This window comes from Pseudomonas sp. KCJK9016, from assembly GCF_046231795.1.
In the GTDB taxonomy this organism is placed as follows: Bacteria; Pseudomonadota; Gammaproteobacteria; order Pseudomonadales; family Pseudomonadaceae; genus Aquipseudomonas; species Aquipseudomonas bananamidigenes.
Genome location: NZ_JBJJMM010000021.1, coordinates 15843 through 38823, shown reverse-complemented (window position 1 = coordinate 38823; position 22981 = coordinate 15843). Strand labels below are relative to the sequence as shown.

Sequence of the window (22981 nt, the reverse complement as noted above, 5' to 3'; positions counted from 1 at the left end):
GAAAAGCCCCATGGATGAAAATCCGTGGGGCTTCTTCGTACCGGCAGGGTGATCGGCCAGTCTCAAATCTCCTTCACCGGCGTTTCCCCGTGCACGCCCTTGATCAACTCGATCACGTGCAGGCAGTCCGCCTTGTTCACATACGACTCCCCGCTGGCGACCGTTTCATGGTTTCCCGCCCTTAACCGCCAGCGCCATTGGCCTTTGCCGGTGCTGAGGGTACCTTTGGATTGCCTGTAAATCTCGAAATACATTGAGTTCGCTCCATGCGATGGGGATATTGCGACAACCTGTTTGACGCATGCTCGCAAGCCTAGCGGAGCCTTGTCATTTGGCTATCCAGGATTTGTTTCCAATCATTCGATAATGTTTCTGCAAGAGGGAGGGCCTGCGTCAGGAACGGCCTCCGGATTGACCGGTACGTCCTTGCGCTACCCTTGCACGACCTTCAGTGGTACTGCTTAATACGGTACGGCTCATGGCGTCGAATCCGTTTCGGCGACCGACAGACACGACAAGAAAAGAGCAGTCCATTGACTCAAGCGCACGGAACGCAAAACGCGGGGCCGGTGACGTTGTCGCTGGTGATTCCCGTCTTCAATGAAGAGGACAGCCTCGACGGCTTTCTCCTGCGCATCCATCAGGTTTTCGATCCTGAAGAGCAGATCCGCCTCGAACTGGTTTTCGTCAATGACGGCAGCAGCGACACGACGCTGGAGCGCCTGCTGATCTGCCAGCGAAACGACTCGCGTATCCGCATCGTCGATCTGAGTCGCAACTTCGGCAAGGAGGCTGCGCTTTCCGCCGGTTTGCAGATCTGTACCGGGCAGATCGTGGTGCCGATCGATATCGATTTGCAGGACCCGCCCGAGGTCATTCTGCAGATGATCGAGCGTTGGCGTGAGGGATACGAAGTGGTACTGGGGCATCGCCTCAGCCGTCGCAATGACTCCTGGGCCAAGCAGACTTCCGCCACTTGGTTCTATCGCCTGCACAACAGGATTGCCGAACAGTCGTTACCGGAGAACGTCGGTGACTTTCGTCTGATGGATCGTTGTGTGGTGGACGCGTTGCTGACGCTGCCGGAGTCTCGGCGATTCATGAAAGGCCTGTTTGCCTGGGTCGGGTTTCGCACCACTCAGGTCGAATACGAGCGCCCGGAGCGGGCGGCCGGGCAGAGTAAATTCAACGGCTGGCGGCTGTGGAATTTCGCGCTTGAAGGCATCACCAGTTTCAGTACCGAGCCATTGCGGATCTGGACGTACCTGGGAGCGTTGGTGTCTCTGGTGTCATTTGCCTTTGCCATGTTCATTGTGGTGCGTACGCTGATCTACGGTATTGATCTGCCCGGTTATGCGTCGCTGATGGTGGCGGTGACGTTCCTCGGCGGCTTGCAACTGATCGGTATCGGTGTACTCGGTGAATACCTGGGCCGCACCTATATCGAAGCGAAGCGCCGACCGGTTTTTCTGGTGCGCCGCATTTACGAATCCAGAGACTGAAGCATGGACCTCAAGGAAACCGATATCCTCGGCGACAGCATCGGCGAGCATTGGTATTACGCTTCCAAAGCAGCGGCGACCCGCCGATTGCTGGGCGAGGCACCGATAAAGAGAATCCTCGATGTCGGTGCCGGGTCTGGTTTTTTCTCCCATCATTTATTGGCCCGCACGGGAGCGCATGAGGCCTGGTGCGTGGACATCAGCTACCCCGCCGAATCCACTGCCAGCACGGGTGGCAAACCGGTGCATTACCGCCGTGCGATCGATACCGTGGACGCCGATCTGGTGTTGCTGATGGATGTGCTGGAACACGTTGACGACGATCTGGGGTTGCTCAAGTCCTATGTCGACAAAGTGCCGTCGGGCAGCCGCTTCCTGATGACCGTGCCGGCGTTCCAGTTCATGTGGAGCGGGCACGATGATTTCCTCGAGCACAAACGCCGCTACACCCTGAGACAGTTCGAGTCTCTGACAAGGAACGCCGGATTGACGGTCGAGAAGGGCGCTTATTACTTCGGCGCAGTGTTCCCGATTGCGGTTGCGTCGCGCCTGATTCCCGGTGGTTCGAAACCGCGCTCGCAGCTGAAAAAACATCATCCGCTGGTTAATACACTGCTCAAGACCCTGTGCAGCCTGGAGCTTCCCTTGATGGGCATGAATCGCCTGGCTGGTCTGAGTGTTTTTGTGCTGGCGCGCAAACCGTGACGTCTGCCGAGAAAGACGCGCTGATCCGGCGCGGTTTGCGCTTTGCCGTGACGGGACTGTTCGTCACCGCGTTGCATGCATTGGTGGCAGTGTCGTTCATCAAGGGCGTGAGTCCCTGGCCACCGCTGGCCAACGGCGTGGCATTTATAGTCGCGACGGTGGTTTCCTACGTGATCAACACCACCTGGAGTTTTTCGGCCCGCTTGCACGGCAAGACGTTGCTGCGATTCCTGCTGGTTTCGGCGGGAGGATTTTTCCTGGCGATGTTCGTCGCCTGGGTTGCGCAGATGGCCGGGCTGCATTACCTGCTGGGCATCCTGGCAGTCGCAATGACCATTCCGGCATTCACTTTCGTGTTGCATAACTTCTGGACCTATCGATGAAGGATGTGCGCGAGCATCCGGCGCTCTTCTTGCTGCCGTTGCTGTTGGGGGCGCTGGTGTTTTTCCTGGTAATCGGGCCGCCAGCGCTTAATCCGCAAGACATTGCCTGGCTGGAGCAGGGTGATCCGGCGACGCATTATCTGGGCTGGGAATTCTTCCGATATTCGCCATGGACTTTTCCGCTCGGGCTCAATCCGTCCTATGGCCTGGAATTGAGCAGTTCGATCATCTTTTCCGACTCCAATCCCTTGTTGGCGCTGTTGTTCAAGCCATTCAGTGCGTGGTTGCCGGACACCTTCCAGTATTTCGGGCTGTGGCTGCTGGCATGTTGTGTCCTGCAAGCCTGGTTCGGCTGGAAACTGCTCGGGCTGATCAGTGGCCATCCCGTGATCCGTTTGTTGGGGACGGGCCTGCTGGTGTTCTCGCCAGCCATGTTTCTGCGCATGGGCGCGCACCTTTCCCTGGCGGGGCATTTCCTGATTCTGGCCGCGCTGTATCTGGCGCTGGTGCCGGACCTGCGTCGACGCCGCTGGGCCTGGGGGACGTTGCTGGCGGTTACATCATGGGTGCACGCCTACTTGCTGGCCATGGTGGCCCTGATCTGGCTGGCGGATCTGCTGGGCAAGGCATTCAGCCGTGAATTGACCCCGCGTCATGGGCTCATCGAAGGTGGATTGCTGTTTGCGCTGGTGAGTGGGTGCTGCTGGCAGGCCGGTTATTTCAGCATTGCCGACGGTGCGGCCTCGGCCGGTTTCGGTTTGTACCGGATGAATGTGCTGTCCCCGGTCGATCCGGCGGGCTGGTCCCTGATCCTGCCGAATTTGCCAAAACGCGAAGATGACTTTGAAGGCTTCAATTACATGGGGCTGGGCGTGCTTCTGCTGGTGCCTGTGGCGCTGATTGCCTGGGTGGGCAACCGCCAATCCTTGAAGGGTATGGTGCGCGCCCGTCCATGGCTGTTGCTGGCCTTGTTCGGACTGTGGATCTTCGCGCTGTCGAATCAGATCGGGATCGGCGCATTGACCGTAGGCTACCCGCTGCCGGAGATGATCCTCAAGCTGGCCAATGTCTTCCGGGCCTCGGGGCGGATGTTCTGGCCGGTGCTGTATGCCCTTGTCCTGGGCGTGCTTTTTCTGGTGGTGCGTAGTTATCGACCGCGAGTTGTGATTTTTTTGCTCGCCACGGCACTGGTGGTCCAGGTCGCCGATACCCGCAACGGCTGGCTTGGGCTGAGACAGGGGAAAATGCTTGCGCCATCGGCGGCCTGGAACAGCCCGCTGCACGATCCTTTCTGGGCTAGCGCTGCCGGGCATTACGCGAATGTACGCAGTCTGATGCCGCAGAACCAGCACGATCGCTGGCAGGTGATTGCCGGGTTTGCCGCAGCCCACGGCATGAAGACCGATGCCGTCTATCTGGCGCGTGTGAGTGCTTCGGCACTGACGCTGGCGCAGCAGAAAGCGCGAGGCATGCTCGACTCGGGGCATTACGACGCAGACTCGCTGTACATCCTGAGTGACGATGTCCTGGCGGACGCAGCCAAAAGCATCAACAGTGAAACCGATCTGTTGACCCGTGTGGACGGCCTCATTGTGCTCGCTCCCGGGTGGAAACGCTGCGCACAGTGCCTGTCGATCAAGGATGAGGGGCAGCGGATATCCATGATTCCCCTCTCGGTGCCTGGGCAAACGCTGACGTTCAACTATCGGAATCGACAACTGGCCGACGGCTGGTCGACACCGGAAAACTGGGGCACGTGGACGGACGGGCAACAGGCGAAAATCGAAATGCGCCTGGTGCCGCAGGCGCGTTCAATCGTGCTCGACGCACTGGCCTTCGTCCAGCCACAGCACCCCGTCCAGCGAGTGATCGTGAGCTTGAATGGCGAGCAGGTACTGAGCACGAGTCTGACTCGATTCCATGGCAATCGTCTGGAGATTCCAATCAGCACAGCGCTCGGTGAGCACCTTGCGAGCGATGACCGGCTGACCATCGAATTGCAATTGCCGGATGCCACAAGTCCCCGGCAGCTGGGTATCAACGACGATTCGCGGATCATGGGCCTGGGGCTGAAGTCTCTGACGGTGCAATGACGCACCGTTTTGATGGACGCGTCCCCTGCAGCCTTTCTACACTGCCCGCAATTCGGGGACAGGGGGCAATGGATGAACCGCAATGAACTTCGCAAGGCCGACATCAACCTGATGGTGGTGTTTGAAACCTTGATGCTCGAACGCAACGTGACACGGGCGGCGGAAAAGCTGTTTCTCGGCCAGCCGACCATCAGCTCGGCGCTCAATCGCTTGCGCACCATGCTCAACGATCCATTGTTCATTCGCGTCGGTCATCGCATGGAACCGACAGCCCGCGCCGAAGACATCTATCGCCATCTCAAGCCCGCGCTGGACTCGCTGTCGGTGGCGCTGAGCCTGACCCGTGATTTCGATCCCGCCGTCAGCACCATGACCTTCCGCATCGGCCTGTCGGACGATGTCGAGTTCGGTCTGTTGCCGCCGCTGTTGCGCGCCTTGCGCCAGGAAGCACCAAACGTGGTGTTTGTGGTGCAGCATGTCGATTACTGGCGAATTCCCGATCTGCTGGCCGCTGGCGACATCACCGTCGGTATCAGCCAGACCCGGGGCCTGCCGGCCAATGCCAAGCGCAAGCTGTTGCGACATATCCAGCCGAGCATCCTGCGCGCCGACAAGTCCGACACCCCGTTGACCCTCGACGAATATTGCGCACGTCCGCACGTACTGGTTTCCCATACGGCCAATGTCAGTGGCTATGCCGATGAGTGGCTGGCGGACCTCGGTCGCACCCGTCAGGTGGTGTTGTCGGTGCCGCAATACAGCGCCTTGCCGGCGCTGCTCGCGGGCACTGATCTGATCGCCAGCCTGCCGGACTACACGGCCGAGGCCATGGCCGCCTCGGGGCTGCTGTTCAAGGAAGCCTTCCCGTTCAAGACCCCGACGCTCGACCTGTCGATGGTCTGGCTCAGCCATGTCGACAGCGACCCGGCCGAGCGCTGGCTGCGCTCGCGGCTGGAGCAATTCATGAGCGAGCGGCCGGTGATGCCATTGTTGGCGTGAGTCAGCCGTTGCTGTGGTATATGTACGACCTTTCTGCCGACCGATTGGAGTCTTTCGATGCCACACCTGCACATGGAATACACCGCCAACCTGCCGCAACTGAACGCCGATGTGGCGTTGATCCGGCTCAATAACACGTTGGTGGGTTCCGGTCAGTTCGCGGCGGAATTCGATATCAAGAGCCGTGCGGTGAAGGTCGAAACCTTCAAGGTCGGTACCGGCATTGGCGAGCGCGCCTTCGTGCACGTGAAGCTGGCGCTGCTCAGCGGCCGCTCGCCGGAAATCAAGAAACAACTTTCGCAAAGCCTGCTCGCGGTGCTGCAGGAGTTGTGCGATTGGCCGGCCGGGGTCGAAGTCCAGCTGTGTGTGGAGTTACTGGATATCGACCGCGATTCCTACAGCAAAACCGCCATCGGCATGTAGGACTCAAGCCGCTTCCAGTTCTGCGCAGGTCTTGATGACCTGCTCACGCAGCCACAGGTTGGCGCTGTCCTGATCAACGTTGTGACTCCACTGCATGTCCAGGGTGAAACCCGGCAGGCCGTTGGGCGCCTCGCAGTGATTGAACACCGCGTCGTTGGTCAGCAAGCGCTGGATCCGGCGAGGCAGGGTCAGGATGAAATCCGTTCCGGTAATCATTTTCAAGGCGGCGCTGTAACTGTTGGAGCGGGCGACGATCTGGCGCTTCTGTGCCTGCCGCGCCAGCCATCCATCGACCATGTTGGTGGTCGAGGTCCAGGGCGTGGGGAACACATGCCGCCGCTCGGTGAACGCTTGCAGGCTGAGACGTGGCTCCAGCGGCGTCGCACGTTTGTCGAAGACGCAGACCAGATCATCCTCCAGCAGCATCCGGGATTTCAGGTCGGCATGACTGCGGTGGAAGTGCGGGCCGAAACAGATCACCAGGTCGAGGCTGCCGTCGCGCAGTTCCTGCACCGGGACGTCGGTTTCGAACTTGTGCATGTTGACCATCACCGGCAGATCGTCGAAGTCGAAACGCTTCAACATGCGCGGCAGAATCAGCTGTTCGAAGTATTCCGGAGCGCAGATGTTGAAGGTCACCGGCTGCGCCATCGGATCGAAAGCCGGGGCGCCGGCGTGGCACAGGTTGATGCTTTCGAGGATTTTCTGCACGTGGCCATACATGCTGCTGGCCTTGTAGGTCGGGCGCATGCCCGTGCGGGTGTTGACGAACAGCTCGTCTTCAAAACTGGTGCGCAGTTTCTTCAGGCAGTAACTGACGGTGGACTGACTGACAAACAGCGCCTCCGACACATCGGTGACGCTGCTTTGCTCATACACGGCGACAAACACCATGAGATCCTGCATGTCGAGCTTTCTAAGCAAGTTACTGTTCAGCATCCGTTCCGTCTCGCTGTGCTCCTTGCGCCGAATCCGCGCAAACGTGTGCGCATGATCGTAACGGAACGATGGTGCCAGGAGGAAGCCCTGTAGGATTTTTCACGGACAGTTGTGGGACAGAAAGTTTTAGTAATACGACGTGTCAAATCCTTCGTGCAAAAGATGGCCAGAAGCCTTTAGCCAGAGAGGGGAAGACCCGTGCACAACGCCCGATCAGTGAAAGTGCCGGGCGTAATGTCGAGGGTCGAAACGCAGCACCATCAGCAGCATGACCATCATCACTGCTGTCAGCGACCACCAGGCCCACTCGAAGCTGCCCAGTCGATCGCGGATCACCCCGGCCAATAGCGGTGAAAGGCCCGCGATCAGGTAACCGACACCTTGTACGAAAGCCGTCAGACCACCAGCGTGTTGCGGGTTGTCGAGGTGGTCGAGGGAGACGATCAGGCTCATCGGAAACAACCCGCCAATCCCCAGCCCCAGCAGGCATGGCCACAGCAGGCTCAGGTATTGCGGGCTGAGGATCAGCCCACAGAACCCGGCAATGATCAGCACCAGCAGGGCGCCAAGCACCAGGCGCCGGTCACGGCTTCGGTTGGCAATCGCCGGAACCACCAGGCCTGAAATCACTTCCATGGCCGTCAGAAAACCCAACAGCAGACCGGCATTCTGTTCACTCCAGCCTTTTTCCACGTAATACGGCGCGAGCCAGGCCAGCACACAGGTGTAGGACGCCGTACCAAGACCGAAAAAGATGGCGAGCAGCCAGGCGCGGGAATGATTGATGAAGGATTTTTTCTTCACTGCCGTGATTGTGCCGGGCTGTGCTGCATCGCGCGGTGACCACCAGAACACCAACGCCAGCAGCGCCAATACCGCCCAGATCGCGAGCCCGGCGCGCCAGCTGCCGGTATCGAGCATCACCCGTGGCGCGAGCGAGGCGGCCAATGCAGCACCGCCCATGATCGACGTGACATAGAGCCCCATGCAAAGTGCCACGTTGCCGGGAAACCGCGACTTGATCAGCGCCGGCATCAAGGCCTGGATCAGCGCGATGCCGAACCCGGCCAGGACGGCACTGACGATCAGTTGCGGTGCCGAATCGAGAAACAGCCGGGACAGGGTCGCCACTCCGATGATCAGCAACGACAGCACCACCGTGCGTTGCTCGCCGAGGCGCTGGCTGATGCCGACGCCGAAGAACATCGCCAGCCCCATCGCCATCACCGGCAGCATGGTCAACAGCGATGCCAGACTGAAGCTCAGCGCAATATCGCCGCGAATCGCCGACAGCAAAGGCCCGATGGCGGCCATCGACGGGCGCAGGTTGAGGGCGACCAGAATGATGCCAAGCATCAGCCAGACAGCAGGGCGGGAGGTGGCGCGTGTGTTTTCCATGTTCAGACCTTTGAGCGAGCGGCCAGCGATTAAGCGAGCGCAGTGCCGCCGGTGGCAAATCAGAAAATCCCGGGTGGTATTTAAAAAGTCGATAGCCAGTCGATTGGCGGGTTTGACAGGTTCATTGGCGGTTCAGACAGGAGGCAGTCCTGGCCAGGAACCGAGTCTGCGGAATCTTTCTGTAAGACTATTCTTGTTATCAGGTGGGAGATTTCATCAAAGCACAGACCTTGCGGAGGCGCGGAAAGCACCGATGGCGATATATACTGCGCGCCATTCTTGAAGGGAGAGCCGTGTGGCCATCGATATTCACTGGATTCGCGACAACGATAGCCTCGCGCGGTTTTGCGCCGAGTGGCAGCAGTTGCCTTTCGTTGCCCTCGACACCGAATTCATGCGGGTCGACACCTTCTATCCGATTGCCGGCCTGTTGCAGGTCGGCGACGGCAAACGTGCCTATCTCATCGACCCGCTGACCATTGACGCCTGGCAACCGCTGGCGGCGTTGCTGGAAAACCCGGCGGTGCTCAAGGTGCTGCATGCCTGCAGCGAAGACCTCGAAGTCCTGTTGCGCCTGACCGGCAGCCTGCCGGCGCCGTTGTTCGACACGCAACTGGCGGCTGCCTACCTGAACCTGGGCTTCTCGATGGGCTATTCGCGTCTGGTGCAGGAAGTGCTCGGCATCGAACTGCCGAAGGGCGAAACCCGTTCCGACTGGCTGCAGCGTCCGTTGTCCGACACGCAGATCAGCTATGCCGCCGAAGACGCCGTGCATCTGGCGGAGGTTTTCGTACAACTGCGTCCGAAACTGTCCGACGACAAATTTGCCTGGGTGCTGGAGGACGGCGCCGAACTGGTCGCCAACCTGCGCCGCGAGACCGATCCCTATGAGGTGTATCGCGAGGCGAAGCTGGCGTGGAAACTGTCCCGCGCTCAACTGGCCGTGTTGCGCGAACTCTGCGCCTGGCGTGAGCGCGAGGCCCGTGCCCGCGACCTGCCGCGCAATCGTATTGTCCGTGAGCATTCGCTGTGGCCGCTGGCCCGCACGCAGCCGGACAGCCTCAGCGCGCTGGGCAAGATCGAAGACATGCATCCGCGTACCGTGCGTCAGGACGGCGAATTTCTGCTTGATCTGATCAAGCGCTCTGGCAGTGTGGGGCCTGACCAGTGGCCGCCGGCCGTGCCGGAGCCGCTGCCGATCGAAGCCGCCGCGCTGATCAAACGGCTGCGGGCCCTCGGTCAGGCCGAAGCCGAACGTCTGGGGATCGCGCCGGAACTGATGTTGCGCAAGAAAACCCTCGAAGCGCTGGTCAAGAGCGGCTTCCCCGAGGGGCCTTACCAATTGCCTGATTCGCTGCGTGGCTGGCGTCGCGAATTGATGGGCCAGAAGCTGCTCGACAGCCTGGCCACCGCCGGAGAACAGCCTTGAAACGTATTTGCTCCATTTATCAAAGTTCGAAAAAGAGCGGCATGTACCTCTACGTGCTCAAGAGTGATGCCCTGGAGCGCGTGCCGGAAGGTCTGATGGCGGCTTTCGGCAAGGCGAAGCATTCCTTCGATCTGGTGCTGACCCCCGAGCGCAAGCTGGCCAGCGAAGACATCGCCGTGGTGCTGGAGAACCTCGACAAGCAGGGCTACCACCTGCAGATGCCGCCGGCCGAAGAAGAGTACATCGAGCACTTGCCGGAAGAGTTGCTGCGACGCAACGACCCGGTCTGACCTGCGAGGCCCTGTCCTGGGCCTCTTGTAATCCCTGGAACTGTTTTTACCGCGATGACTGCCCCCAGGCGGGCGGTCGTCTGCACGGTTTGCGAAAGGTTTGAAGATGCGCGTTCTGATTGCTGAACACGACCACGCTGTATACGCCCGGCTGCTGCGTCAGGCAGCTCCCGAGCTTGAAGTGTTGACCAGCGGCGACTCCGCCGAGCTGGCCCGTCAGGCTGTCGATTGCCCCGTATGGCTGGGGCAGCCCGATCTGCTGGCGACCTTGTTGCGTCAGGGCCATCAGCCCCGTTGGCTGCAATCGACCTGGGCCGGCATCACGCCGCTGCTGGCCGACGGCTTGCGTCGGGATTACCGCCTGACCCGGGCGGTCGGTATTTTCGGTCAGGTGATGGCCGAGTACGTGCTGACCTACATGCTCGGTCACGAGCGTGAAGTGCTGGCCCGGCTGGTGAGTCAGGTCGAGCGAAAGTGGGACAACCGCACCGGCCAGAGTCTGGTGGGGCGCAAGGTGCTGATCGTCGGCACCGGTGATATCGGCCAGAGCGTGGCGCAGTTCCTGCTGCCATTTGGCGTCGTGCTGTACGGCATCGCCAGCAGCGCCCGGGAGCAGGCGCCGTTTGTCGAAGTCGGTTCGATGGCTGACCTGCCACGGCTGGTGGGTGAAGTGGATTACGTGGTCAATCTGCTGCCCAACACCGAGCACACTCATGACATCTACAACGCAGCGCTGTTCAAGCAATTCAAGCCGACCGGGTTGTTCATCAACGCCGGACGCGGTGTGGCGGTGGTCGATGCGGATCTGGTGGAAGCGCTGAAGGAAGGCCATCTGGCCGGTGCGGTGATCGACGTTTGCCGTCAGGAGCCGCTGCCGCAGCGTCATCCGTTCTGGACCGCATGGGGCTTGCTGTTGACCGGACACAGCTCGGCACCGACATCGCCGCCGATGATGGTGCAGTTGTTTCTGGATAACCTGCGGGCTTACCAGGCGGGCGAGGCGTTGCGCGGGGAAGTGGATTTCGCGCGCGGTTACTGACTCTAGAGATCGTTCCCACGCTCTGCGTGGGAACGATCACAGTGTTTCTTGTGGTGTGGCTCAGAGGGTGAAGTCGCCTTCGGCCGCCAGCTCGCTCAAAGGACGACGCGGGCTCGGCACTTCCCGTGCCTGCAGGTAGTCCGCCAGGGTGGCCTTGTCACCCAGCTTGCCGACGGCGACTGCCGCGTGCAGTGCATAACCTTGCGGAATGTTCAGCTCCTTGCGGGTCAGCTCCTGATCGAAGCCGGCCATGCCGTGGGTATGCCAGCCGCTCAGGCTCGCTTGCAATGCCAGGTGGCCCCACGCAGAACCGGTGTCGAAGGTGTGCCACAGCGCGGGTGTTTCCTCGGTCGCACCCGGTGCGGTGAAGGTGGTTTTGGAAATCACGATCACCAGCGCCGAAGCATGTTGCGCCCAGGCACGGTTGAATTCATTGAGCAGGCCCAGGTAACGCTCCCAGTTCGGCGTGTCGCGACGGGCATAGAGAAAACGCCACGGCTGCGAGTTGTACGCCGACGGTGCCCAGCGTGCGGCTTCGAAGAAGCTCAGCAGGGTTTCTTCCGGAATCGCTTCGCCGGTGAAGGCCCGGGGCGACCAGCGATCGGTAAATTGCGGGTGAATGGCGTAATCGGCAACGCGAGGGTTGGCACTCATCGAGAGATTCCTTGCTACGTTTGAGAACAGGTTGGAAGCGAAACCCGGCGGGATCAGTTGGGCTGAACGATGGGGGTCGAGTCTCAAGCCGTGCAGTTCACCGGAGTGCAACGCGGTCGAGCGTCAATGGCCTCCGGCCCGGCTTCTTGAGACTGGCAAAGCTACTTGGCCGCGAAAAAACTGACAAGCCCTGCACAACCGGCAGTCGCCGACGCTTGGCCCACAGGGCCTTGGGCACTAGACTGGCGGCCTTTTCACCACCTGATGTTGATGCTTGAGCCATGGCCGCCAAAGTCGAACCGTTCTGGAAACGCAAAACCCTCGATCAACTGGATCACGAGGAATGGGAATCGCTGTGCGACGGCTGTGGACTGTGCTGCCTGCAGAAACTCGAAGATGAAGAAGACAACAGCGTCTATTACACACGCATCGCCTGCAAGCTGCTGGACCTGAAAACCTGCCAGTGCAGCGATTATCCGAACCGCATCAAGTTTGTTCCGGACTGCATTCAGCTCACCCCGGGCCAGGCCGAAGCATTCAAATGGCTGCCGCCGACCTGCGGTTATCGGCTGGTCAGCGAAGGCAAGGATCTGCCGTTGTGGCACCACCTGGTCTGCGGTGATCGCGACGCGGTGCACCACGAACGGATTTCCCAGTCCGGGCGCATGCTCGCCGAAGGCAGCGTGCCGGAAGAGGACTGGGAAGATCACCTGATTTTCCGCGCAGGTTAATGACTGACCAAGGAGCAGGTATGGCGACGGGATTGCGCCGGGCGTTGATCGTCGGATTGCTGGCGCTGAGCGCGCCGGTATGGGCGGCCAAGAAGGTCGATCTGGATTACCACGTGCGCCTGTTGCCGCAAAGCGATCAGGCGCAAGTGAGCCTGACCCTGGCCAAAGGCGAGGCCGTGCGCAGTCTGGAATTCGACCTCGGCGACGGCAGCCGCTACAGCGACTTCAAGGCCGATGGCCAATGGCAACTGACACCGGGCCAACACGCGCGCGGCGTATGGCGCCCGACGGCGGACAAGGCCAGCCTGACCTACCGCGTACGCATCAGCCACGGCCGCAAGAGCGGCAGCTTCGACACGCGCATGACTCCGACCTGGGCGCTGATGCGCGGCGATGAACTGGTGCCGCCGGCCAAACTCGATCAGCAGGACGGCGTTGAACTGGTCTCGCGTCTGCAATTCGAATTGCCCGATGGCTGGAAAAGCGTCGAAACCGCCTGGCCACGCATCGGCAAGAACAAATTCCGCATCGACAATCCATCCCGTCTGTTCGACCGGCCCACGGGCTGGATGCTGGCCGGCCACCTTGGCAGCCGCCGTACGCGGTTGGGGGAAACCGAAGTGACGGTGGCCTCGCCGCAAGGGCAAGGCATGCGCCGGATGGATGTGCTGACGCTGCTGACATTCGTCTGGCCGCAGGTGCAAGCGGTGTTTCCACGCCATCCGGGCAAGCTGCTGATCGTCGGCGCCAACGACCCGATGTGGCGCGGCAGCATGGGCGCACACGAGTCCATCTATCTCAATACCCGATTGCCCATGGTCAGCGAAAGCGGCAGCAGCCCTTTGGTTCGCGAGTTGGCGCAAGTGTTCGCACGGATCAACGACGAGCAGCGCAGCGACTGGATCAAGGAAGGTTTCGCCGAGTATTACGCCGTCGAACTGGTGCGTCGTGCGGGTGGCATGAGTGATGAACGCTATCAGGCGTTGCAGCTGAAACTGGCGAAGGACAGCCAGAAGGTAACGACCTTGCGCGGTGAACAGATCGACCCGGCGCAGGTATCCAAAGCAGTTTTGCTGCTGCAGGAACTGGATCGTGAAATTCGTCTGAAGACCCGCAACAAACGGTCGCTGGATGATGTGCTGCGCGGGGCGATGCATCTGGGAACGGTGGATACCAAGGCGTTCGGGCAACTCGCCGAGAGCGTCATCGGCGAGTCGTCCAAAGTCCTTGATACGGGGTTGCTTCGCTAGCCGTCAAACCCCGGCTTCAGGCGACTTCACCGAATCATTGCCGGTCACGGTCGCGGTTTTGGTCGCCGCTTCGGCATTGGCTTTCAGCTTGCTCAGCTCTTCACCGGCGCGCTCGATCTTCGTGCGCACGTTGTTCATGTCCTGACGGCTTTTTTCCAGCAGGCTTTTCACCGAGCTGTGGCCGGTGATGCCTCGGGCCATGGCCACGCCGCCGATGGCCACCTGGATCAGGCCGAACACGCCGCCACGGCGCAGGCCCTTGCCGACCATGATCACGCCGCCGGCCAGCGAGCCGATGCGCTCCCAGCCTTCGACGTTCTGTTCGGAACGGGTCTGGAACGGGGTGGATTCGATACGCTCGACGCGTTTGAGCTCGGTCATGATCTTTCTCCAGGCAATGAGTGATGGATAAACAAGCTGACTGCACCGGCAGTCAGCTCGTTCCATCGGATGTGCAGCGCTTCAGCGGAATTTCGGCCCGGAACGGGTGTTCAGGCCTTTGGCCATGCGGTCGTAGAGCACGACATTGACCGTGGCGGCGAGGTTCATGCAACCGGTGGTCGGGATGTACACGACGTCTTCGCACCAGTCGCGGATCTCCTGATCCAGCGAGCCGTCTTCGGGGCCGAAGATGTACAGGGCGCGATCCGGGTGGGTGTATTCCGGCAGCGGGCGGGCGCCGTCGACCAGTTCCACGGCGACCGGTACGCAATTGAGCGGCAGGATCTTTTTCAGGTCGTCGATGCCGATCAACGGGATGTCGTAGTGCACGCGCTTGGTGTCGGTGACGAAATCGGCGGCGCGTTCATAGCGCTTGCCGGTGTAGAACACTGTCGACACGCCGTAGCAGCCTGCGGCGCGCATCACCGAACCGACGTTTTCCGGTGATTTGGGGTTATACAAGCCAATGCAGCTGTACCGTTTGTCTGCCACGAGCGGAGGGCCTTCGGAAAAAAGAGGGCGATTATACGGGGATTGGGGGAGGGTTGTTCAGTTTGAGATTGGCGGTGTCTGCCAGGCCGCCTTCGCGAGCAGGCTCGCTCCCACAGATCGGTGTCGTACACAAAACCAATGTGGGAGCGAGCCTGCTCGCGAAAGGGCCGGGTCAGGCGCTGAAGATCTTCAGTCTTCTTTTTTCATCAACCCGGCCAACGCCGCAAACGGGTTGTGCGTGGCCTTGGCGATCTTCGGCGTGCTCAGCGAGCCTTCGCCGAAATACTGCTGATCGGTGTAGCGCGAATGTTCGTTGTCGTGGCAGTACAGGCACAGCAATTCCCAGTTGGAGCCGTCCTGCGGGTTGTTGTCGTGGTTGTGGTCGCGGTGATGCACGGTCAGTTCGCTCAGGCGCTTGCCGGAAAACTCGCGGGCGCAGCGGCCGCACACATGCGGGTACATCTTCAGGGCTTTGTCGCGATAGCCCATTTCCTTGTCGCGCTGGTTGTCGGCGAGGATGCGATCCAGTTTCGAAGTGTTGGTCGGGGTGGACGAACTCATGGGTTCACCTTGGTAGAAAGACTAATGACGGATGTGGGGAAGTTTAGCTCAGCCCGAGGCGTGTTCTGCAATAAAGGAACAGCACGCAAGTGCGGTTGGGAGTAGTCTGAGGCCAGTCCGGGGCCATTGGAGTCATCGATGAAGTGCAGCATTCTGGCAGCGATCATGCTGGCCGCTCTTTCGGCAACAGGCGCGCAGGCCCAGCAGGCGTTGCCCGTCAGTCCGACGCCGCAACCGGGTTCGCCCGGCACCGCAACACCGACACCGTATCCGCAGATCAGCCCGGTATCGATTCCCAAGGCCGGTTCCGGCAGTGGCGGGCCGCCGCTGGTGCCGATCGAAATGCCCAGCCCGCCGACCAGGGATCAGCCGGTGCCGGGTATCGAGCAGCCTGAAGGCAAACCCAAACCCCCCGGCGGCTAGATCTGCTGCGCCGCCAGTTGGCCGTCGGCCATGCGCAGGCGTCTGGAGAGGGAAACGGCGAGGGCGCGGATGATCTTGGCGGCGATCTTCGGCGCGTCGTTGAGCATTTTTTCCAACGAGTCCTTGCCGAGGTTGAGCAACTGACAGTTGCTCGCCGCCACGCAGGTCGCCGAGCGCCGCTCGCCGTCGAGCACGGCCATCTCACCGAAGGCACGCCCGCTGCGCAGCGTGGCCATGGTGATGACCTGACCGTCGGCGCCGGTCTTCTGCACGGCCACCTGACCGGTGTGGATGATGCACATGAAGCTGCCGGCATCGCCTTCGCGAAAGATCGCTTCGCCTTCGGCCACGCTGCTGATGCTGAAGTAGCCCGAAGCGGCGGCGAAGTCCGCCAGTTGCAATTGGTCGAACAGGCCGCAGTCCATCAGCCAGTCGCGGATTTCGTTGTTCAGTAGAGTTGGTTCTGACATGTCGAGCGGTCTTTTTTTGTTTTCACTGTTTCAAGGCGTTGCACAGAACTACTGTGGGAGCGAGCCTGCTCGCGATGGCGGAGTGTCAGCCAACATCAACATGACTGACAGATTGCTATCGCGAGCAGGCTCGCTCCCACAGGGGATTGATGTGCTATCGGCCTGTTGGGTCTGGAATTAAGACCCGAGTGACCGGCGGAGTTCCTCAGGCGATGCCCAGAACCTTGAAAACAAATGCATATTCGAGCGCTACGTCACGTAATCCCTGATAACGCCCGCTCATGCCGCCGTGGCCGGCGCCCAGTTCGGTCTTGAGCAGCAGCGGATTGTCATCGGTCTTGGTTGCGCGCAGCTTCGCGACCCACTTGGCCGCTTCCCAGTACTGCACGCGGCTGTCGTTGTAACCGGCGATCACCAGTGTCGCGGGATAAGCCTGGGCGGTGACGTTTTCGTACGGCGCGTAGGCCTTGATCCGCTCATAGACGTCAGGCTCTTCGGGGTTGCCCCACTCGTCGTATTCGGTGACGGTCAGCGGCAGATCCGGATCGAGCATGGTGTTGAGCACATCGACGAACGGTACTTCGGCGATTGCCACGCCGAACAGCTCCGGACGCTGGTTGAGCACCGCACCGATCAGCAGGCCACCGGCGCTGCCGCCACTGATCGCCAGTTGCGGCGCGGTGGTGATGCCGTTGAGGATCAGGAATTCGGCACAGGCAATGAAGTCGCTGAAGGTGTTTTGCTTGTGCTCCTGCTTGCCGGCGCGATACCAGGCTTCGCCCAGTTCACCACCGCCGCGCACGTGGGCAATGGCGAACGCCATGCCGCGATCCAGCAGACTCAGACGGGCGTGGGAAAACCACGGGTCGAGGCTCGAACCGTAGGCGCCGTAGCCGTAGAGATACAGCGGCACCGGCTTGCCGAGCATTTCGCGTTTCATCACCAGGCTGATCGGCACCAGCGTGCCGTCCGGCGCGGTGGCCCACAGGCGCTGGCTGACGTAGGCGTCGGCGTCGAATGGGCCGAGCACCGGGGTTTCCTTGAGCACTGCCTGTTCGCCGGTAGCGAGGATCAGTTGCCGCACCTGAGCCGGACGATTCAGCGCTTCATAGCGCAGGCGGATGCGATCGCTTTCGAATTCCAAGCTGTTTTGCACGTAGAGGCTGTAGGCCGCGTCCGGCAATTGCACGCGATAAGGCGCCAGGCCGTGCGGGCGCACTTCGATGATCGGCAGTCCGCCTTCGCGCAGGCTCAGGGTCAACGCTTCGGCATTGAGGGTCACGCCATCGAGCATCACGGTATCGTTGTGCGGGATCAGGTTCTGCCAGTCGGCTTCGCTCGGCGGGATACCGGTGTCCGGGGCCTGATACAGGGCAAAGTTGATACCGTCGCGGTTGGTGCGGATGAACCAGGTCCACTCGCCGTCGAGCTTGCCGTGGTCGACGTCGTACTCGTGATCCTCGACCCGTGGCGCCAGGCAAGTGAACGCCTGGTGCGGCTGATTGGCATCCAGCGCCCAGACTTCGCTGGTGGTCTTGCTGCCCAGCGACAGCAACAGTTGCTGCTCGGAGCTGGCGCGGTAGCAATGCAGGAAGAAACGCCCGTCCGGCTCGTGGAACACCTCTTCGGCGGCCGTGCCGTCGAGTCGGTAGCGGAACAGTTTGTGCGGGCGATGGGTGTCGTCGAGCACGCTGAAGAACAGGGTCAGACTGTCGTTGGCCCAGGTCATGCTGCCGTCGCAGTCCTGGAACTCCAGTTCGCTGACACGCTCGCTGGACAACTCCTTCACGAACAGCGTGTAAATCTCGTCGCCCGAGGCATCGACGCTGTAGGCCAGACGTTGGTGATCCGGGCTGATGCTGAACGCACCGAGGGAGAAAAAGCCGCCATTGGCCAGGGCGTTCGGGTCTAGCAGCAGTTGTTCGCGGCTTTCGTCGAGGGTCAGGCTGTCGTCGGCCGGACGCGGGCAGCGGTAGTGACGCGGGTATTCGTCCCCCGCCGTGGTGCGGGTGTAATACAGATAGGGACCCCACGGCGACGGCAGGGACAGGTCGGTTTCGAGGATCCGACCCTTGATCTCCTCGAACAGGGTTTCGCGCAGTCCGGCCTGATCGGCGGTCTGCGCCTGCTGGTAGTCGTTTTCCGCCTTGAGGTAGTCGAGCACCGCGTCGGTGTCGCGTTCCTGCAGCCAGGCATACGGGTCGTGACCGGCATCCTTGCGGGCAATCGGGGCGCTGGTGACGTTGGCGGATACGGGCATGGAGGGCTCTCGAACATGACAAATGAGGACCGCACGGACGGCGGGGAAGCCTGATGTGCGAAAAGTCGTTACTATAAGCGCCTCTTTGCCTGCCTTGCCATGGACACCATGACCGAGAACGACTATCTGATCGCCTGGGGCCTCTACGCCTTTGCTGCCGTTGGCTGCCTGCTGGTGTGGATGCGCATGACCCGCTGGATGTGGCGCTGGCTGCGCGAGCCGCTGCGTGTGCTGGTGGCGGTGTTGCTGTTCAGCCCGACCATCATCGATCCGGTGAAGGAAAAATTCGCCCCGGCCGTCGCCATCACGGCGCTGGATCTGGCGTTCAAGGTCGGCAACAACGCCTGGCGCGCGATCTCCGAACTGCTCATGTACGCGATGATCGCGTTCGGCCTGTACCTGATTTTCGTATTGATCCGCTTCCCGATCGAACGCGCTTCGAAGGCGCGCAAGGAACAGGCCGAAGCCGCCCGCGCCGCCGCCCGTGCCGATGACGAGCGCGACAGCGATCAACCGTTCGGCGGCGCCGGCGATGATCGTTATGGCCGGCCACCCCTGCCGGGCAATCCGCAGCGTCGGCGCGTCGAGCCGCGTCTGTAATCACGAGAGCCCGCACATGTGTGAACTATTGGGCATGAGCGCCAACGTGCCGACCGATATCGTGTTCAGCTTCACCGGTCTGATGCAGCGCGGCGGTCGCACCGGCCCGCATCGCGATGGCTGGGGCATTGCCTTCTATGAAGGTCGCGGATTGCGGCTGTTTCAGGACCCGGCAGCCAGCTGCGAGTCGGAAGTGGCCAATCTGGTGCAGCGTTATCCGATCAAGAGCGAAGTGGTGATCGGCCATATCCGCCAGGCCAATGTCGGCAAGGTCTGCCTGTCCAACACCCATCCGTTCGTCCGCGAACTGTGGGGGCGCAACTGGTGCTTCGCGCACAATGGCCAGCTCGCCGATTTCACCCCGATCAAGAGTTTCTACCGCCCGGTCGGCGATACCGACAGCGAAGCGGCATTCTGCGATTTGCTCAACCGCGTACGTGCAGCGTTTCCGGAACCGGTCGATATAGAAGTGCTGCTGCCGGATCTCGTCGCGGCATGCGCCGAATACCGCAGCAAAGGCGTTTTCAACTGCCTGCTCAGCGACGGCGACTGGCTGTTCTGCTATTGCTCGACCAAACTTGCGCAGATCACCCGGCGCGCACCGTTCGGCCCGGCACGGCTGAAGGACGTCGATGTGATCGTCGACTTCCAGGCCGAGACCACGCCCAACGACGTGGTCACGGTGATTGCCACCGAACCCTTGACCGAAAACGAAACCTGGACCCGCTACGAACCGGGTCAATGGAGCCTGTGGCGACGCGGCGAATGCGTCCGTCAGGGCACGACCGAATAAAGGATCTTTCCTCGATGTTGCTCAGTTATCTACGGCTGGTGTTGTTTGCGGCGGGCCTGTTGATCGGTGTCCAGGTGCCGGGATTCATCAACGATTACGCCAAGCGGGTCGAGGCGCATCTGATCGAGGTGCAGACCGGCCTGCGCGGTTTCCAGGGTACCGCCGCGCAATTCTTCAAGGGGGATATGCAGGCACTGGTCGCCCACTACCGCGCCAGCGAGGATCCGGTGTTTCGCAGCGATGCCGACAGCCTGAGCACCTTGCTCAACCGTCAACTGGCGCTGGACAAGCAATTCCAGGCCATGCAGGGCCCTTGGTACATCCGCTTCCTGCAAGTGGTGCTGGCCGCCGATCCGGACATTCGCAAAGAGACCTGGAACGGCTACAGCTACCAGATTCTGCTGACACCGGAAGCGATGATCTGGGGCATGAGCGGCGCGATGCTGCTGTCGTTCGGTCTCGAATGCCTGTTTCGTCTGATCGACTGGGTGGTGCTGGGCGGCAAACGACTGCGCCAGAGCCGGCCGATCGAAGACCGGGATGTGCGCGGGCTGTAGGGCCGCGCGATCCCGGTGGCGAGGGCGCTTGCTCCCGTTCGGCTGCGTAGCAGTCGTAAACCGGCGTAAACCCTTATTCTGAATGACGAGGATGGCAGGTTTCAGGCCTGCTGCGCAGTCCAGCGGGAGCAAGCTCCCCGCCACATGCTGGGGTCATTCAGAAAGAAGCATGTAATCCGTACCCACCTTGCGCACATACCCCTCCAGCACCTGCTGACACAACGTCACGATCTCTTCGGCCCATTCCACGCCCACTCGCCACGACACCACCACTTGCAGATCGGGTGGCCGTTGATCGATGTCGAGCAGCGTCAGTTCGCCCCGCGCCAGTTCTTCGGCCACCAGCACCGGCGGCAATGCGCCGATACCAAAGCCGTCGCGCAACAACCGGGTGATCGCCGACACCGAGTTCACACAGTTCAAGCGTGGCGCCAGCACGCCCTGATTCTGCATCAGCGCCAGAATGTCCTGATGCGGCCGGGAGTTTTTCGAGTAGGTGATGATCCGTTCCTGCGCCAGATCGGCGAGGTTCGCGTAATCGCGGTTGTAGATCGATTGGCTGGCGACGATCCAGCCGATGGGATGGCTGGCCAGTTCCAGGCTGCGCACGCTTTCATGACGCACCAGATCGGTTTGCAGGATCAGATCGAGAAAGCCTTTTTGCAACTGATCGCAGAGGTTCAGCGAGGTATCGGCCACCAGTTCGATTTCCACTCGTGGGTACAGATCGGTCATCTGCGCCACCAGCGGGCTCAGCCAGGTGTGAATCACCGTGTCCATCACCCCGATGCGCACTCGGCCGACCTTGCTGGATCGGGTCTCGATGGACTGCTTCAAGGCCTGCATCGTGTCGAGCATCTGCTCGGCATAGTCCAGCACTTTCAGGCCTTCCGGCGTCAGGCTCACACCGCGTGAATCCCGCACAAACAGCTTCACCCCAAGCTCACCCTCAAGCACGGCGATGCGGCTGGAAATCGACGCCTGAGTAGTGAACAGCTTGTCGGCGGTCAGGCGGAAACTCTTCAGCCGGGCGACCCAGACGAAGGTCTCGAGAAACTTCAGGTTCATGGCAACAAATTTTTCTTATGTCTTGGGCGGGTTTTTATTCGTTGGACGCGACCGGGTGACGCACCCAAGAATCGACGCATCCGGTTCCCACGATAGGCGTCGTCGGAGCTTCGAACAAGACCAATAAAAGCCTGCGGAGACATGCCATGAGTGCGCCCGACACCCTCGACCTCCCCAAGACCACGGCCCGTCCCGGCCCGTTCGACTGGTATCGCAACATCAATCAGCAGGAGCGCCGCACCTTCTGGAGCTGCAAGATCGGCTACGGTCTGGACGGCATGGACACCCAGATGCTCAGCTTCGTGGTGCCGACCCTGATCGCGATGTGGGGCATCACCACCGGCCAGGCCGGGCTGATCCATACCAGCACCCTGATCGCTTCGGCCATCGGCGGCTGGGTGGCGGGGATTCTCTCCGACCGCATCGGTCGCGTGCGCACCCTGCAACTGACGGTGCTGTGGTTCGCTTTCTTCACCTTCCTCTGCGGTTTTGCCCAGAACTACGAACAACTGCTGATCGCCCGCACCCTGATGGGCTTCGGTTTCGGTGGCGAGTGGACGGCCGGCGCGGTGCTGATCGGTGAAGTGATCCGCGCCAAGGATCGTGGCAAGGCGGTCGGCATGGTGCAATCGGGCTGGGCGCTCGGTTGGGGACTGACAGCGATTCTGTATGCGCTGCTGTTCTCGGTGTTGCCGCCGGAAGACGCCTGGCGCGCACTGTTCATCCTCGGCATCGTGCCGGCGGTGTTCGTGATTTTCGTCCGCCGTCTGGTGAAAGATCCCGAGATCTACCGCGAAGCCAAGGCCAGGCAAACCCCGGACAGCCCGTCAAAGTTCTATGAGATCTTCGCCCCCGGCATGCTTTTCACCACGTTCCGCGCCTCACTGCTCACCACAGGTGCCCTCGGCGGTTACTACGCGATTACCTCCTGGCTGCCGACTTTTCTGAAGAACGAACGCGGCTTGAGCGTACTCGGCACCGGCGGTTATCTGGCGATGGTGATCATCGGCTCCTACGCCGGTTATGTGATCAGCGCCTATTTGACCGACCTGTTGGGGCGCAAGAAGAACTTCATCCTGTTCGCGGTCGGCTCGTTCACCATCGTTCTGTTGTACACCCAGGTGCCGGTCAGTAACGGTGTGATGCTGTGGCTGGGTTTTCCGCTGGGCTTCTTCGCCTCGGGGATTTTCAGTGGCATGGGGGCGTTTCTGACTGAACTGTTTCCAACCCGGATTCGCGGCTCGGGGCAGGGCTTTTGCTACAACATCGGCCGGGCGCTGGCGGCATTGTTCCCGCTGCTGATCGGGCTGCTCAGCCAGAAAGTGCCGCTGAGTGTCGGCATCGGGGCCTTTGCGGCGGTGTCCTACGGCGTGGTTATTCTCTCGGCGCTGAGCCTGCCGGAAACCCGGGGCAAGCAACTGGACGCGCAGTAACTGATAACCTGCGACACCTGTCCTACGGCATAAAAAGATAACAGCTAC

The 22981-nt window shown here is 61.0% G+C and carries 26 protein-coding genes; 16 read left to right on the top strand and 10 right to left on the bottom strand.

All coding sequences use genetic code 11. The features are described 5' to 3' along the window. Positions 1-62: 62 nt before the first annotated feature. The gene (locus ACK6BI_RS20120) at positions 63-254 is read right to left on the bottom strand and encodes a DUF1508 domain-containing protein (protein ID WP_065257649.1); all 192 of its coding nucleotides are present in this window, start codon (positions 252-254) and stop codon (positions 63-65) included. Positions 255-533: 279 nt separating this feature from the next. On the opposite strand from ACK6BI_RS20120, the gene ACK6BI_RS20115 reads away from it, so the two are divergent. The 6 genes from ACK6BI_RS20115 (at position 534) to ACK6BI_RS20090 (ending at position 6105) form a co-directional block, all read left to right on the top strand. Next, positions 534-1502: a glycosyltransferase family 2 protein gene (locus tag ACK6BI_RS20115; protein WP_409318435.1), complete on the top strand. Its 969-nt coding sequence runs from the start codon at positions 534-536 to the stop codon at positions 1500-1502. A gap of 3 nt (positions 1503-1505) precedes the next feature. Further along, positions 1506-2207: a class I SAM-dependent methyltransferase gene (locus ACK6BI_RS20110; protein WP_409318434.1), complete on the top strand. Its 702-nt coding sequence runs from the start codon at positions 1506-1508 to the stop codon at positions 2205-2207. Next, a complete protein-coding gene (locus ACK6BI_RS20105) occupies positions 2204-2590 on the top strand; it encodes a GtrA family protein (protein ID WP_409318433.1) in 387 nt (128 codons plus the stop codon). Before ACK6BI_RS20110 ends, ACK6BI_RS20105 begins: the two co-directional genes overlap by 4 nt. Continuing rightward, on the top strand, positions 2587-4683 hold the full coding sequence (locus ACK6BI_RS20100) for a DUF6311 domain-containing protein (protein ID WP_409318432.1): 2097 nt from the start codon (positions 2587-2589) through the stop codon (positions 4681-4683). Before ACK6BI_RS20105 ends, ACK6BI_RS20100 begins: the two co-directional genes overlap by 4 nt. Before the next feature lie 72 nt (positions 4684-4755). Continuing rightward, positions 4756-5682 (top strand): LysR substrate-binding domain-containing protein, encoded by a 927-nt coding sequence (locus ACK6BI_RS20095; RefSeq protein ID WP_409318431.1) that lies wholly within the window; start codon positions 4756-4758, stop codon positions 5680-5682. Between the two features lie 57 nt (positions 5683-5739). Then, positions 5740-6105, top strand: a complete 366-nt coding sequence (locus ACK6BI_RS20090; protein ID WP_409318430.1) for a 5-carboxymethyl-2-hydroxymuconate Delta-isomerase — start codon at positions 5740-5742, stop codon at positions 6103-6105. 3 nt (positions 6106-6108) lie between these two features. Here the strand turns inward: ACK6BI_RS20090 and ACK6BI_RS20085 are convergent, their stop codons facing one another. Together ACK6BI_RS20085 and ACK6BI_RS20080 are read right to left on the bottom strand one after the other, a co-directional pair. Next, positions 6109-7044: a LysR substrate-binding domain-containing protein gene (locus ACK6BI_RS20085; protein WP_409318429.1), complete on the bottom strand. Its 936-nt coding sequence runs from the start codon at positions 7042-7044 to the stop codon at positions 6109-6111. A gap of 213 nt (positions 7045-7257) precedes the next feature. Then, on the bottom strand, positions 7258-8442 hold the full coding sequence (locus tag ACK6BI_RS20080; RefSeq protein ID WP_409318428.1) for a cyanate transporter: 1185 nt from the start codon (positions 8440-8442) through the stop codon (positions 7258-7260). A gap of 295 nt (positions 8443-8737) precedes the next feature. Here ACK6BI_RS20080 and rnd point away from each other — a divergent pair, with 295 nt between their 5' ends. From rnd to ACK6BI_RS20065, 3 genes are all read left to right on the top strand, one after another. Further along, positions 8738-9871, top strand: a complete 1134-nt coding sequence (rnd, locus tag ACK6BI_RS20075; RefSeq protein ID WP_065257658.1) for a ribonuclease D — start codon at positions 8738-8740, stop codon at positions 9869-9871. After that, a complete protein-coding gene (locus tag ACK6BI_RS20070; RefSeq protein WP_085703814.1) occupies positions 9868-10161 on the top strand; it encodes a YcgL domain-containing protein in 294 nt (97 codons plus the stop codon). Before rnd ends, ACK6BI_RS20070 begins: the two co-directional genes overlap by 4 nt. A gap of 106 nt (positions 10162-10267) precedes the next feature. Continuing rightward, a complete protein-coding gene (locus tag ACK6BI_RS20065) occupies positions 10268-11200 on the top strand; it encodes a D-2-hydroxyacid dehydrogenase (protein ID WP_260522579.1) in 933 nt (310 codons plus the stop codon). A 60-nt stretch (positions 11201-11260) separates the two neighbouring features. Here ACK6BI_RS20065 and ACK6BI_RS20060 read toward each other — a convergent pair whose 3' ends face one another. Continuing rightward, positions 11261-11854 carry a nitroreductase family protein gene (locus ACK6BI_RS20060; RefSeq protein WP_065257661.1) on the bottom strand — a complete coding sequence of 198 codons (594 nt, stop codon included), beginning with the start codon at positions 11852-11854 and terminating at the stop codon, positions 11261-11263. A 281-nt stretch (positions 11855-12135) separates the two neighbouring features. On the opposite strand from ACK6BI_RS20060, the gene ACK6BI_RS20055 reads away from it, so the two are divergent. Together ACK6BI_RS20055 and ACK6BI_RS20050 are read left to right on the top strand one after the other, a co-directional pair. Beyond that, positions 12136-12585, top strand: a complete 450-nt coding sequence (locus ACK6BI_RS20055) for a YcgN family cysteine cluster protein (protein ID WP_065257662.1) — start codon at positions 12136-12138, stop codon at positions 12583-12585. 20 nt (positions 12586-12605) lie between these two features. Then, complete coding sequence (locus tag ACK6BI_RS20050) at positions 12606-13835, top strand: hypothetical protein (protein WP_409318427.1); 1230 nt, start codon at positions 12606-12608, stop codon at positions 13833-13835. A 3-nt stretch (positions 13836-13838) separates the two neighbouring features. On the opposite strand, the gene ACK6BI_RS20045 is transcribed toward ACK6BI_RS20050, so the two are convergent. The 3 genes from ACK6BI_RS20045 to ACK6BI_RS20035 form a co-directional block, all read right to left on the bottom strand. After that, complete coding sequence (locus ACK6BI_RS20045) at positions 13839-14216, bottom strand: DUF2892 domain-containing protein (protein ID WP_409318426.1); 378 nt, start codon at positions 14214-14216, stop codon at positions 13839-13841. An 81-nt stretch (positions 14217-14297) separates the two neighbouring features. Next, positions 14298-14768 (bottom strand): RNA methyltransferase, encoded by a 471-nt coding sequence (locus ACK6BI_RS20040; protein WP_007958066.1) that lies wholly within the window; start codon positions 14766-14768, stop codon positions 14298-14300. A gap of 189 nt (positions 14769-14957) precedes the next feature. Beyond that, entirely contained in the window at positions 14958-15329 is a 372-nt protein-coding gene (locus ACK6BI_RS20035) for a YajD family HNH nuclease (RefSeq protein WP_007944009.1), read from the bottom strand. 138 nt (positions 15330-15467) lie between these two features. Between ACK6BI_RS20035 and ACK6BI_RS20030 the strand changes: the two genes are divergently transcribed. Then, positions 15468-15752 carry a hypothetical protein gene (locus tag ACK6BI_RS20030; protein WP_409318425.1) on the top strand — a complete coding sequence of 95 codons (285 nt, stop codon included), beginning with the start codon at positions 15468-15470 and terminating at the stop codon, positions 15750-15752. Here the strand turns inward: ACK6BI_RS20030 and ACK6BI_RS20025 are convergent. Next, complete coding sequence (locus ACK6BI_RS20025) at positions 15749-16222, bottom strand: cyclic nucleotide-binding domain-containing protein (protein ID WP_065258277.1); 474 nt, start codon at positions 16220-16222, stop codon at positions 15749-15751. The two genes, ACK6BI_RS20030 and ACK6BI_RS20025, sit on opposite strands and share 4 nt — an antisense overlap. Positions 16223-16427: 205 nt before the next feature. After that, on the bottom strand, positions 16428-18482 hold the full coding sequence (locus ACK6BI_RS20020) for a S9 family peptidase (protein ID WP_409318424.1): 2055 nt from the start codon (positions 18480-18482) through the stop codon (positions 16428-16430). A 99-nt stretch (positions 18483-18581) separates the two neighbouring features. On the opposite strand from ACK6BI_RS20020, the gene ACK6BI_RS20015 reads away from it, so the two are divergent. From ACK6BI_RS20015 to ACK6BI_RS20005, 3 genes are read left to right on the top strand one after another with little or no spacing between them, the layout of a single operon-like run. Continuing rightward, positions 18582-19082 (top strand): MFS transporter, encoded by a 501-nt coding sequence (locus tag ACK6BI_RS20015; protein WP_260522585.1) that lies wholly within the window; start codon positions 18582-18584, stop codon positions 19080-19082. A 16-nt stretch (positions 19083-19098) separates the two neighbouring features. Next, positions 19099-19875, top strand: a complete 777-nt coding sequence (locus ACK6BI_RS20010) for a class II glutamine amidotransferase (protein ID WP_065258245.1) — start codon at positions 19099-19101, stop codon at positions 19873-19875. A gap of 14 nt (positions 19876-19889) precedes the next feature. Beyond that, positions 19890-20432, top strand: coding sequence for a DUF2937 family protein (locus tag ACK6BI_RS20005; protein ID WP_065258246.1), 543 nt, complete (start codon positions 19890-19892; stop codon positions 20430-20432). Positions 20433-20585: 153 nt separating this feature from the next. Here ACK6BI_RS20005 and ACK6BI_RS20000 read toward each other — a convergent pair whose 3' ends face one another. Next, positions 20586-21500, bottom strand: a complete 915-nt coding sequence (locus tag ACK6BI_RS20000) for a LysR family transcriptional regulator (protein ID WP_409318423.1) — start codon at positions 21498-21500, stop codon at positions 20586-20588. A gap of 146 nt (positions 21501-21646) precedes the next feature. On the opposite strand from ACK6BI_RS20000, the gene ACK6BI_RS19995 reads away from it, so the two are divergent. Next, positions 21647-22933, top strand: a complete 1287-nt coding sequence (locus tag ACK6BI_RS19995; protein WP_409318422.1) for an MFS transporter — start codon at positions 21647-21649, stop codon at positions 22931-22933. The last annotated feature ends 48 nt before the right edge of the window (positions 22934-22981 follow it).